Annotated in this window: 4 protein-coding genes; all 4 read right to left on the minus strand. The window is 66.3% G+C overall.

Annotated features, from left to right (window positions below; all coding sequences use genetic code 11):
* Positions 1–27: 27 nt before the first annotated feature.
* The 4 genes from ACZ68P_RS15960 to ACZ68P_RS15975 all read right to left on the minus strand — a co-directional run bounded on the left by ACZ68P_RS15960 (position 28) and on the right by ACZ68P_RS15975 (position 13,020).
* Positions 28–786, minus strand: a complete 759-nt coding sequence (locus tag ACZ68P_RS15960) for a hypothetical protein (RefSeq protein ID WP_471006462.1) — start codon at positions 784–786, stop codon at positions 28–30.
* Between the two features lie 511 nt (positions 787–1,297).
* Positions 1,298–1,684: a hypothetical protein gene (locus tag ACZ68P_RS15965; protein ID WP_471006464.1), complete on the minus strand. Its 387-nt coding sequence runs from the start codon at positions 1,682–1,684 to the stop codon at positions 1,298–1,300.
* Entirely contained in the window at positions 1,681–8,277 is a 6,597-nt protein-coding gene (locus ACZ68P_RS15970; protein WP_471006466.1) for a polymorphic toxin-type HINT domain-containing protein, read from the minus strand. The genes ACZ68P_RS15965 and ACZ68P_RS15970 overlap by 4 nt, the downstream gene beginning before the upstream one ends.
* A gap of 468 nt (positions 8,278–8,745) precedes the next feature.
* Entirely contained in the window at positions 8,746–13,020 is a 4,275-nt protein-coding gene (locus ACZ68P_RS15975) for a LamG domain-containing protein (RefSeq protein ID WP_471006468.1), read from the minus strand.
* Positions 13,021–13,145: the final 125 nt, after the last annotated feature.

Raw genomic sequence — 13,145 nt, forward strand, 5'->3', positions numbered from 1 at the left:
CGACCGAAGGCCGCCGCCGGCCCGGACTCAGCGCAGCTTGGCGGCCTGCGCGTCGACGACGGCCTTGGGCAGCGCCTTGACCTCACCGGAGAGGCTGAGGGAGGCGAAGGAGGCCAGCGTGTTGCCCTTGCGGAAGACCACGAGCTTGGTGACGAAGGGCTGCCCCTCCATGTCGACGGTGACGGTCCAGGCGAGCGCCTCGTCGCCGGCGGTCAGACCGCTCTCGGGGGCGACCTTGCCGACCTTCGTCTTGGTGCCGCTCGCCATGACGGTGAAGCCGCCGGCGCACTCGGTCCCGGCGGTCTTGAGCGAGGCGAACGCCTTCTCGGCGCCCTGACCGCCGTACGAACCGAGGGTCACGTCGGTCACGGGGGCACCGAGGGCGCCCATGATGTCGTCCGCGGACCCGGCCTTGCCCTTCTTCACCTCGACGGCCTTGCGCTGCACGCTGGCGCCCGGGTCGCCGGGGGCCACGTGCGAGACGGCCTCGGCGAGCGGCTCGCAGGCCGGCTTGTCGGCACCGACGTCGCCGGAGTGCAGGATCTCGGCCGCCTTCGGCTTCTGCACCTGGTGGTCCTTGAGGTCGGCCTGCTCGACGATCAGCTTCTCCAGCTCACCGGCGGAGAGCGCCTTCACGTCGGGCTTGGCCGCGGCGGACGCGGACGCGTCGTTCTCGCCCTTCGGCTTCCCGTCGTTCGCGTCCCCACTGCACGCGGTGAGCAGCAGCGCCAGTGACCCGACGGTGGCGGCGACGGCGGCCGTACGACGGAAGGAGGTGGCTCGCATGGTTCAACTCTCTGCTCGGACTCGTCAATCTGTGCGAACCCTATGCGCGCGGGCGGCTCTGCGTCGTAGAGGGCTGCACCATCCCCCCGCCGACCTGCGTCAGAGCCCACTGCGCACCGCACATCACGCCGCCTCACGCCGTGATGGCGGTGCCCCGATGGCGCAGTCTTTGAATCACCGCCGGGGGCGCTCTGTCCGGTCGCAGTCTGGCCCCTAAGCGTTGTCCCGTATCTCAGGGGGGAAGCCGGTAGGCCACGACAGGCAGATCGGCTTGTCCAGTTGCGCCCCGACTTGCGGCCCTCAACGGGATTCCGGCCAGCGGGTCGAATCGGACGTCGGCAAGCGATCTCTGGAGTTACGGGACAGCCCTTAGGACGGAGGCCCTACCAGAAGGAGCTTCCGATAGGGCCCCTGCCATTTGGCAAGCTTGGCCGCTTCAGAAACGGCCAAGCCATTCAGAAAGGAGCTAGTTGGAGTCCTCTGCCGAGAACGGCCAGACTAATACCGACTGTCATTGACTGGATTCGGTACACTCAGTCAGTCGATCATAGATAGCATCCATTTCGGTTTCTCCCACATGCCCCACAGTCCAATCATTCGCTTTCATGCGGCTGAGGAAATCGATTGGGAGCATCACATGATACTTCCTCACATAGTATGCGAGACTGGCTGGCCAGACCCACACGCCATCTGTCCGAATCGAATACTGGCAGATGCTCTTGATATCCGAATCCACCAAATCATCAACCCACTGGCTTGCAGCAAGAACAATTTCACCTTGCTCTAGATAGCGCAAGGCAAACGGCTCCCAGGGATACTCGTCAGGACTCGCCGCATTGGAAACTTCGTCAGCAGTCTCATAAAATCCTGCCCGCCTCATGACATCCCTTCCGGTCACCTGCCACCTCCGGGCAGGAAGGGCACCCATTTACCACCGAAGTGAGATCGCCCTAGCGCTGCACCTTCACGAGCAATACTGATCCGACCATTGGAACGTACCATCAAATATCCAGTCGGGGCCAGAACTTCAACGCCGAGCTTGTTGGCAAGATCCTGCGCGAAGGTTCCCCTAGACGCGCCAGTCTGGCAAGAGCAGAGCCTGATTGGGCCACCAGTGTAATTTGGATCATTCTTGATCAGCTTCGCCAGACCCCTGTGATCAAGCACATTGGATCCACTCTCCGCAGCATTGAAGTTGGGGGAAACCCCATCCGGGGAACCGTGGATCCAAACGTCGTGGTAGCCCTCAGCAGACTTGACTTTCGGCACGTACCCATTCAGTACATCTTCCGACGAAAGAAGATTTGTCGAGCAGTTGTGAACGAGGACCGGGGTGGCACCTGCCAGCACATAGTATGTATGAATGTCGTTGACCGTGAGGTCGTGCGTGCGCTGGCGCTCGTCGAAGCGGCGGATCTTTTCGAGCGTCACCGTGTCACCGCTCGGCGTGCGGAGCGTCATACCGGGCTTGAGGTCGCCGGCTTCGATCCACTTGCTCTCCGACATGACCCAGAAGGGGTGCGTCGTTGTCGAGATCAGGGCCGAGGTGTTACCGGCGCCCACTCGGATACTCAGGTCGACGAAGTGCTTGTCGTCCTCCGTGACGATGGTGCCCACGACCTCGCGGGTCGTGGTCTCACTGGTCTCAGGATCAGTGACCGTCACCCGGTCGCCGAGTTTGACATCCTCGATAGCCTTCGTGGAGCCGTCGTCAAGGAGGACCTTCGTCCCCGGCAGGAAACTGTGCTTCCCCTTGATCGGACAGGAAGAGGCACCCTTACCAATTGCGGCCGCGGCCTTCGCGCGAGCGACAGCGAGAGCATCCTTGGCCTTACCTAGAGCCTTGGATCCATCCCAGATCGATGTGATGCCGTCGATGAGCTTCTCGACGTGAGCGTAGATCGTTTTGACCAGATCTGCCGCCTTGCCCCACCGCAGGCCGTACTTGACGAGAAGCTTGCCCGCCAAGCCACCAGCGAAGCTACCCGCGACGTTGAGCGCTGTTTCACCACAGGCGCCTATATCTCCGCTGGAGAAACAGTCGAGTGCGGCATCGATTCCCAGCTCACGGCTGGCGATTTTTACCAGCGCCTTGACGGCCTGCTTGACCTGCTTCTTCGAGGAGTTCAGGTTGGCGGTCGCCTGCGTTACGTCATCCTTGGCTTTGCTGACCGCTGGCGTTTCCGGCTGCCCGTCGATCGGCCAGCAGATCATGCCGCAAGGCTTGGATCCGCAGTAGCTACCCCCATCGGCCACACCTGGCGCACACGGTGCCAAGCCCGTCGGGTCCGACAACGTCACCGGGCTGTTGTTCGCGTAGGCGTAGCCGTTGATCTGCTGCGGCTGGGTGTAGTCGATCAGCGGGTCGACCGAGATGAACTTGCCCAGCCCCGGGTCGTATTCACGCGCCCCGATGTGCGTCAGGCCCGTCTGGGCGTCGAGCGTGCCGCCGACGAAGCCCTTTTCGCCCGGCCATGTTCCGCTGTCCTGGCCCCGCGGACCTCCGTACGGGTCGAAGCGACGCTGGGAGACGCTGCCCGTCACCGCGTTGATCGACAGGCTGCTCGTGCCCTGGTGGTCGGAGCCGAGGAAGGACAGGTCCCCGTTGTTCTGGCGAACGGCGACCGTCTGGCCCGCGAAGGAGTAGTAGCGGGTGGCGTCGACCGCGGTGCCGTTCGTCGCCAGCTTGAGTTCCATGCCCGGCAGGTAGACCGTCGTCGCCGTGGCGTCGCGTCGCAGGACGCGCTCGCCGGAGGCGTCGTAGACGTACGTCGTCTCCTTGCCGTCGGCCTCGTTGGTCTTCGTCAGCTTTCCTTCGGGGTTCCACTCCAGGGTCTGGGTGTTGCCGCCGAGGGTCCGGGTGTGGGTGTTGCCGTTGTCGTCGTAGGAGTAGAGCGACTGCCGGTCACCGGTCGGGGTGTTCTCGACGACCTTCGTGACCGCGTGCGGGCCGGCGTTGTCCTCGCCGTAGGTGAAGGAGCGCGTGATGTCCTTTGTCGCGTCCAGCCCGGTGTCGTGGACGACTTCCTGGGTGCGGTTGCCGATCGCGTCCGTGGTGTACGACTTCCAGTACGCGGCCGGACCGCCGAGCGGGCTCGTGCCCGGGGCGGCGGCGCACGCCGAAGGAGTCGTGCCGTTCGCCACGGCGCCGACCGTGCCCAGGCCGGCGGCCTCGGCCTCGGTCGCGGCAGGCGTCCAGGCTTCCGCCAGGCGCTGGGCGTTGTCGTAGGCGAAGCACTGGACGTCGGGTGACGTTCCTCCGAGGTCCGCGATCGACAGGACGTTGCCGGCCTGGTCGTAGGAGTACTGCGACTTCTTCGCCGGGGCGGACCCGCCCTCGATGTCGATCCTCGAGCCGGTCAGACGGTCGGTGCCCTTCTCGAAGTCGAAGGACTGCTGGACCTTCTTGCCGCTGCCAGTGGAGAGCAGGAAGCCCTTGAGCTGGCTGGTCTCGGTGTACTGGGTGCCCGACACGTAGTCGGACATCGAGCTCGTCATGCTCGTGGGGCGCTGCAGCGCGTCATAGCCGTACGAGAACGTCTCGGTGGGCAGGGCGCCCGCGGAGGGGACACCCGTGCTGGCGACGGTCCCATCGGGCCGGTACGAGGTCGTGAAGCTGTACGTTCCCTTCAGCAGTCCCTCGGAGGCGGGCACCACATAGTCGACCCGCATGGGTCGGTAGCGCGCGTCTCGCTGGAGGACGAAGCTGGCGAAGTACTCGGTGGGGCTCGTGTATCGGAACGACGCCCAGGCCTCGCCGAGAGCTCCCGCCCGGTCGTAACGCGTCTCCGTCAGCCTCGTGCCGGTGACCGCCTCGCCCTCCCAGGTGCTCAGGGGACGGCTCAGCTTGTCGTAGACGGTGCTGATCTTCTTGTCGTAGGCATCGAAGGCGGCGATGGGACGGTCCAGACCGTCGTACTCCACCCGCGACGTCCCTGCGTCAGGGTCGATGCTCTTGGTCTTGCGACCCAGCTGGTCGTACTCGTAGCGCCATACGTTGTTCTTCGCGTCGGTGACGGTCTGCAGTTGGCCTCGCGGCGTGTACGTGTACTTCGTGGTGTCGTACTGGATACCTGGGCCCGCCGGCTCCGGTGACTCCGTGCGGTAGTGACGCAGCTCGGTCACACGCCCCTGGGCGTCGGTGATCGAGGTGGTCGGCACCCCACCCTTGGGCGGGTCGACGTGGGTGCGGTTTCCGTCGTACGCCGTTGTCGTACGCCACTGTTCGACGCCACCGACGAGCGAGATCGCCGCAGTTGTGCGGCCCAGCCCGTCGTATTCGAAGGCGGTCTGCGAGGCGACCTGGCCATTGGTCACGATCAGGAGTTCCTCGGACGGAACCCCGGTCGCGTTGTAGGTGGCGTTGGTCTTCTTCGGCTTGCCCGTGCCGTCGTAGAAGACGTCACCGACCAGACGGGTGCCGTCGGGGCCCTGCGACTGGAGCTGCCGCGGGCGCAGCAGGCTGTCGTAGAGCTGGTATTCGGCGCCGTAGATTCCGTTGTTCTGGATCTTCTCCGTCTTGACGCTGACCGGCTTGTCGTTCCGGACGTTGTACGAGTACTTGATACTCGGGGAGGTGGACTTGACGCGGTCCGTCAGCCAGACGGAGCTGATCCTGCCGAGGGGGTCGTAGGTGAGGTCGGTGCGCTTGCCGTTCGGGTCGGCCTGGCCGACCGACTGGCCCCAAGCCGCGGCGTAGTCCGTGGTCGTGGCGTGTCCGAGCGCGTTGGTGTGCTTGGTCTTGGAGATCAGACCGAAGGCATCGGTGTACTCGATCGTCGTCGGGGTCTGCTCCGCGTCCTTTTGCAGGGTCGGGCGGCCGAAGACGTCGTACTCGGTCGTGCCCGTGACCTGGTAGGTGGCCGACGTGCCGTCGTGAGCGGTCAGGCGCTCGGTCTTGGTGGCATTGCCGTAGGCGTCGTACGTGGTGCGTTCGTCCGCGAGGATCTGCGTCCTGCGGTCCGGCGTGGCGGCGCAGCCGACGGTGACGGCCTCGCTTCGAGCGGGGCGCTCGTAGACGTTCTTGCCGGGTTCGTCCGCGTACCAGAGCCGGGTGCAGGTGTCGTCCGTCGTCGTGGAGAGATCACCGAGGTCCTCGGTCTTCTCCAGTCGGCCGTTGGGCACCGAGGTGTCGTAGGTCGACGTCGACTTCGTGGCGACCCAGGTGTTGTCGTGCTGGAGGCTGTAGCCGCGTGAGACATCGGACTTGACCAAAGTGGCGTGGGTGGTGGCCCACGTCCTGGTCTGCGTCGCCGTGTCGTGCTTCCACGGTTCGCTGATCGCCTTGGCGATCACCTTGCCGCCGGTCGCGTTGTCGTAGGTCTGCGACTCGATCTCGAAGCCGGTGAACTCCTTGTGGCCCATGTATTCCGTGCCGGTGGAGTCCTTCACCTTTTCGACGCGGGTGCCACCGCCGGGGAGCTTGTCGCCGTCGAGACCCTGCAGATACGTGTAGTCGATGCGGGTCGAGGTCTTCTCGCCGTTCCCGCCCGTGACGGTGACCTTGCCGTAGCCCTGCCACTGCCCCCAGGTCAGGTACTTCGGGTCGGTGATCCCGTCCGGTTCGGCGTGCCGCCAACCGGCCGGGCCCTGATAGTCGTAGCGGGTGACCAGGTCGTCGCCGCCACCGGTGGTGTCGCTCTCGATGATCTCCTGGACGACGTACTTGTGGAACCAGTCGGTCTTCGGCTCGATGCTGCCCGGCGGGGACCAGATGACGGGGTAGCAGCGCTTGGTCGACGTGCCCGGCTGGGGCAGAGTCGTGGGCGTGCACTCACGGGGCGCGTAGGTGATGTCCAGCTGCGCTCCGGTCTCGCTCACCACGGTGACCAGGCGGTAGCGGTTGAACGGGTCGGTGTTGTCGACGTCGCTGTCCACCCGGTTCATCAGGTGGCCGCCGCGCAGCTCCACCGACGGCACCTTGGCGCTGCCGCCGACCTTGCCCTCGTGATCGATCTTCTGCAGCCAGAGGGTCTTCGTGTCGTCGCCGTTGTCGGTGAAGAAGTGCGTGAACGTCCACGCGTCGACGTCGGAGTACTCACCCGCGACGGCACTCTTGCTCATCTGGGTCGTAACGCCGGTCAGCCGCTTGGTCGTCCAGAACGTCTGGCTGCTCTGGTTCGCCGCACACTTCGTGTTCGCGGCGCAGGAACGGTCCACGGGAGTGTCCGGCCAGTACGCGGCATTGGCCATCGTGAACTTCGCAGGCGCGCAGTCGAAGACGTTGGGGACTGGAATGCAGCGCTCCGCCACGTTGAACACCACGCGGGCGGGTGCCTTGGTGGTGTAGACGGCGTTGTCCCGCTGGCCGTAATCGACCCGCTTCAGGTATCCGCCGCGGTGGTACGCCGTGCCGTTGACGTCCGTCTTGCCGTTCAGCGCGTAGTAGTTGGTCTCCGCGCCGTAGAAGTACGACATGACGTTGCCGCGGGTGTCCTTGACGTAGTCGAGGTTCCACCGCCAGGCCTGCTTGCAGTGCGCGCTGGTGAACGTCGCGTTGTAGCAGTGTTCGCCCGGGTCGTCACCGAAGACGGGCGCGGTCCACGTCGAGGAGGTCTCCTCCTTGCCCGTGGTCCAGCCGGGTAGCCGGTTCAGACCGAAGTAGTACTCCGTACCCTCGGTCGTGGTGATCTTCCAGTGCTCGCCGTTGTTGTCGCCGTTGTTGGTGGCGTAGTTGGCGCTGGTGAGCTGCTCGACCTTCGCCCCGGACTCGGAGGCGAAGTGCCACGTGCCGTCCTTGTCGCTCTTGACGAGCGTGCTGGCCGAGCCGTTGAGCATCACCGTGGCGTTCTCGAACGCCCAGCACTGCTCCCCGGAGGTGCTGTGTCCGTCTTCCGAACACGGCTTGTACGAGCGTTCCACGTAGCCCGGTTCGTAGCTGAAGCCCTCGCCGGCCCAGGAGCCCTGGTTGTTCGTCGCGGAGGTCCGGCCGTCGGCGGACTGGGAGGAGTAGCCCAGGCCGACCGTCGGAGACATGCCTCCCGGCGTCGGAACCATACGCATCGGGTAGTTCCACGAGAACGCACCGGAGGAGTTCGCCATCGACCAGCTCGCCGAGGGGGAGAGCGGGGTGGCCTTGTAGTCACCCTTAGACGACGAGGCACCGGCAGTCAGCGCGAACACGCTCGCGCCGGTGCTGGTCGGTGCCGCTGCCACCTGTGCGCTGACCGTGCGAGCGACCGGATCGTTGGTGGACCCCATCGTCTTGTGCGTCGCGGCGCAGTCCTTGCTGCCCGGCGCCCGTGTCGCGGCGCAGGCGGGGAGCTCGATCAGCCGGAGCCTGGAGCCATAGGCCCCACCCGCGCCGTCGGCGAACTTCGAGTAGTCGAGCGAGAGCCCCACCGGTGCCGCGACGGCCCCCGCGTCCGTGCGCTCGACGGTGAACAGGGCAGCGCTGCCCCAGCGGGCGGCGTCCTTCTGCCCCAGCGAGGTGATCTTGATCTTCGACGGCGAAGGCGCTGCTTGGCGGCCCTGACCGACGGCGCGCTTCACGGTGATCGGAAGGCCACCCGCATCGGCTTTCGAGGCGGGGGCCGCACTTCGCGCCGTTCTGGCGGCGGTGGAGGCAGGGGGGAGGATGACCTCTGCGCTTCCCCGCTGTGGCCAGACGGAACGGTCAAGCGTCGTGACCGCCGCCTTCCTGGCCGCGTCGGAGCCCTTCGGCTTCGCCTTGGCCGCGTTCTTCCCCTGGATGGGGTCCGGGTTGTCGGAGAAGCCTGGAAGCCGGGCGGCTTCGGGTTGCGAGGGCACTGCTTGCGCAGCGCCTGCCGACAAGGCAAGCGCCAGACCGATGACTGTGCCTGTCACCGCACGCCTGGGCATGCGGGAGGCGAGCAGTCGGCCGCGTATGGGCATGACAAGACTCCGCAGAAGATGAAGGTTTACGGATGGAAAGCGAATACAGGTGCCGCGAGCCCAGGGGCTCGCCGGGATGGCGAGCCCCTGGCACCGCGAGCAGCGCTAGATGTTGGGGTTGGGATACAGGTCGACGAGCTGGGTGATGCCGATCTGGTCAAGTGCCCCTGTGTAGACCCGAACCTCGTCGACGGCACCCGCGAAGTGCTCCGCGGCGCCGCTCTTCGTGGATCGGCCGAGTTGCAGGCCACCCGAGGTGGGCCACGGCGTCCTGTCCAGGCGGACGTCCTCGGGGAGGCTCTGGCCATTGACATAAAGCCGTACCTGCCGCGTCACCGCGTCATGGACCACGACGATGTGGTCCCCCGGACCGTCGACCGCGGGCGGCTGGCCGGAATGGGTCAGAACGGTCGCAGACGCGCCGGCGGTATCGGACGCGCGCACCACCACCTGCCACCGCTGGGTCGGCGCGTCGTACCTGACGACGAGGCGTTCCGCGTTCTGCCCAGGGAGCGAGAGCAGCGTCTGGGACTGTGTGGCACCGGTCGAGGTCAGCCTCGCCCGCGCGCTGACGGTGTAACTGCCTTCCGCGGTCAGAACCCCTTGTGCGGCGCCTGCCCAGTCGTCCACGCCGTCGAACTCCATGTGCGCGTTACCGGACAGGGGGGAGGGCGGGTTGTCGGCCGGATTGCCCATCTCGTAGAGGACCGGGCCGTCCACGGTCAAGGCCTGGCCACCGCTCTGCAGATTGGGAACCGAGCCGTTGTCGAGGGATTCGAACTGCCAGTAGGCCCTGCGCTCCGGCCTCACCTTCTGGAACTTCTCGATTTCTTCCGGAGTGACGACCCGTGTGTACGCGCGGACCTCGGCGAGTTTGCCCTCGAAGTTCTTGCCATAGGCACCGGCAGTCAGACTTCGCCCGATCTGGAAGTCCTCACCCGCCGGCATGGTCGTGGACCGCGGAGCCGTCGCCGGTGGCAAGTTGTTGACCCGAAGGGAAAGCTTCTCCCCGGCGGGGGCGTTGGCGTCGAAGATGCCTGTCAGGTGCACCCAGCGGTCCGGGGCCACGGCTCCGTCCGCCTTGACGCGCCAGTTGGTCGTCGTCGTGCCGTCCATGCCCGGTGCGTCGAAGACCCACGCGCCGGCGGTGGCGTCGTACCCCAGGAAAAAGCCGGCGCCGTCCGTGCTGTCTTGGCTGAGTACGGCCATGTCCCGGGCCGTGGCCGCGGGGTTGACCCAGGCGCTGACGGAGAAACTCTGTGTCGTGTCGACGACGGAGGCCCGCTTCGACGGCTCGGCGTCCCCATCTGCGTCATGCACGGTCAGGAAGGCGTCCGGGGTCCCGTCAAGACGTGCGGCGCCGTCGGGCACCATCGCGTCGACTGCCTCCCTGCCCGGACCATCGGCGCCGAAGGTCACACCCGGGCCGGCCGCGGCCGCGAGTCGGCCCATCTCCTCGTGAGCTTCGGTGGACCCTTCCGGGTCACCCAGGTTCCACTGGCCGACGGGTCCGTCGTCGACGACCTTGAACGGGTGCTGCGTTATCCCACTGGTCCTGCCGGCACCGTCGAACGCCTCCACGTAGAGCTTGTGCAGCCCCCATTTCATGGGCGTCCATGTCCGGGACACGGCCTGTCCGCCGGTCGTCGGCACGGTCTGCGCGGTCTCGTCGTTGAACCAATACCGATAGCCCACCACATCCGCGTCGACGGCGTCGAACGTGAAGGTTCCGGGCTTGCCCACGCCGCTGCGCCATACCTCGTCGGCCTTGTAGGGATCGCCGGACACCCTCGGAGCCGTCGGTGTGAGCCCGTCGCGCTTGACGACGCATCGCCCGGCCGCGTTCGCCGAACTCCAGGGGCCCCAGTTCTCACCGTCATAGGCGCGGGCCTGCCAGGAGATCGTCGTCTCGGAAGGGATCCCGGTCTCGGTGCTCCAGATTCCGCTCAGAGGGAGCATTCCGGCGGCGCCGTACACGAAGGAGAGGTCCGCGCCGTTGTTGGTGTTCTCGTTGTTCAGATAGAAGTAGTGCGTACCGGGCCGCCACACGCCGACGGTGTCGACCTTGTTCTGGTTCCAGTCCCCCACCACCGGCTTGTCGCCCGGGCTGCCGTAGCGGATCTCGTGGTGGTTGCCTCCCGCGCTGTTGGAGTTGCGCAGGTAGACCATGATGTTGGTCGAGTCGTACATCCCGATCGTGTCGTAGCCGTCACCGTTCCAGTCGCCCGCGAGGGGCGTCATCCCGGTTGCTCCGTACACGAAGGGCACGCCGTCGGCGACGTTGTTCGTGTGCTCGTTGTTCAGATAGAAGTAGTGGGTACTGGGCCGCCAGACACCGATCGTGTCCGAGCCGTCCCCGTTCCAGTCACCGACCACCGGGATGTCACCCCCGCTGCCGAACGTGAGGACGTGGTTGGCGGCCGCCGTGTTGGAGTCGCGCAGGCGGAATGTGCGGGTGGCCGGTTCGTACAGGCCGATCGTGTCGATGCCGTCACCGTTCCAGTCCCCCGTGAGGGGTACGGTGCCGGCGTCGTCGTCCACGGGCTTGGTGTCGGGCCATCCCGCGTTCGGCGTGTTGCGGAGGTGGAAGGTCTTCGTAGCCGGTTCCCACATGCCGACACCCGCGCCGAGTACAGGCTGGGTCACCTGGTGCGAAAACGTGGTCCCGGCGTTCGGGGACTTGTAGCCGGTCTCCGCGAAGTAGTTCTTCTCGGCGCCGGCCCTGTCCTTGTAGAAGACCTGGAACTGCATCTTCACCTGGTCGGTCTGCGACGAGCTGTGATCCGGGTCCCGAGCCTCGGCCCGCAGCTGGGGCAGCGAGTCGACGTAGGGCGCCTTCGTGGCGTCGATGACGCACCTGCCACCAGGGTTCGTCGACATCAGCGCGGTGGAGACCTGCAGGGGCGGCGTGTTGTACGTGATCGAGAGGTAGCTGTTGCCGCAGACGCGCTTCCAGCCGTAGTAGGTCGTCTCGTCCTTCGCCTTCAGGCCGAGCGACATGCTCGACCATCCGCCCGTTGCGGCCGCCCGGGCCTCTTCCAGCAGTTCGCCGTTGCTGAAGTGCAGGTTCGCCTGGCTCGAACACGCCGTGGGCGAGATCTTCTGGTCCACCGTCATGAGGTAGTCGGACCAGTCGCCCTGCGTGTTGGACCAGTTGCTCGCCGAGGTGACGGTGTGGTTCTGCCCGCCGATCCGGTACAGATCGAGCGGTTCGGCCTTAGCGTCCGCCCAGTACACGGCTCCGACCCGGGCGGAGAACGATGTGCTGAGGATGTTCTTCCCGCTGTAGAAGGACATGGGGAAGCTGAAGAGCAGACGGCGCACACCGATGCCGGAGCATTCGGCGGGGTTGTAGTTCAGCGGGCACTTGCCCACACCGGCGTGACCGGCATACTTCCAGTCCTGCTCGTTGGGCATGCCGGACATCACGGATGTCCACGCCGTGGTTCCGGTGGTGCGCGGAATAGGATCGATCACGACCGGATAGACCGTGTCCTTACCGCGCAGCAATGCCCGGTCCGGGGTGAGGCTGATCGTGTCCTTGGTGACGTCCAGGGCGACCGGAGCCTTGCGGCCGCCGTCGGCGGGGTCCAGCTCACCCTTCGGAGCGGCCGACGTCCCCGTAGTGAAGGCGGTCCGTGCCGCCGTCTTGGCGACGGCGGAGTCCCACATGACGGCGCGGCCCGACTCGAAGACGGTGCCACCGACCGCGGCGTCGACAGCCTGCAACGTGCCGCCCGCCGTTTCCGTGACCTGCAGACCCTTGGTGGACAGGCCGAATTCGACGCGGTCCAGTTCCGGGTTGGCGGCGGCCTCCGCCGTCTTCACGACGAGGTAGTGGGCGAAGCCCTCCACGTCGGCACGGACGGCAAGGTCGACTCCGGGCAGCACCTCCGCGTAGCGGGCCGTGTTCCCCTCGACCGTCGGCTGGGGCAGCGCGCCTCCCGGCCAGGTCAGCGCGTACTCGCGACCGGCGCGGCTCATGCGGGCGAACGGGCCCTGTCCACCGCCGGAGAACTCCAGGTCCACGGTGGCAGCCTTGGGAGACCAGCCGCCGTCGCTCCTCCTGGCGAGCGAGTCGTCCACCGGAACCCAGGAGTCCCCCCGCTGTGTGCGTACGGGCTGGGCGTACTCGCGCGCGGTGAACGACCCTTCCGGGTTCGCGAACACCTCCCGGCGTTCCTGCCGCAGGCCGGTCACCTCCACCTGCCGGCCACTCGCCCGCGCCGCCGCCTGGGCCAGGTCGTCGGTCGGCGCCCCGCCCGACTCCACGGCCGCGTCGAGAGCCGCCTTCGGCGGTGCGTCCTCCTCGCCGACGGCGGCGGCCGGAACCGCGGCCGCACCGGCGGTCAGCAACGCCGTCAGCGCACCGATCGCCACCCCCCGCGTCGCTCCCCAGCGACGCCTGCCCCACCCCATGTGCACTCACTTCCTGAAGGAACCATAAAGATCGCGTAAGCGTATGTGAACGCAACCTTCACAAGAGGGAACGGACAGACGGACTT

This window comes from Streptomyces sp. NPDC036822 (assembly GCF_055609145.1).

What these genes read in the sequence shown, in the direction of transcription:
- ACZ68P_RS15960 (WP_471006462.1), bottom strand. Translation starts at nt 786, where the DNA reads ATGCGAGCCACCTCCTTCCGTCGTACGGCCGCCGTCGCCGCCACCGTC.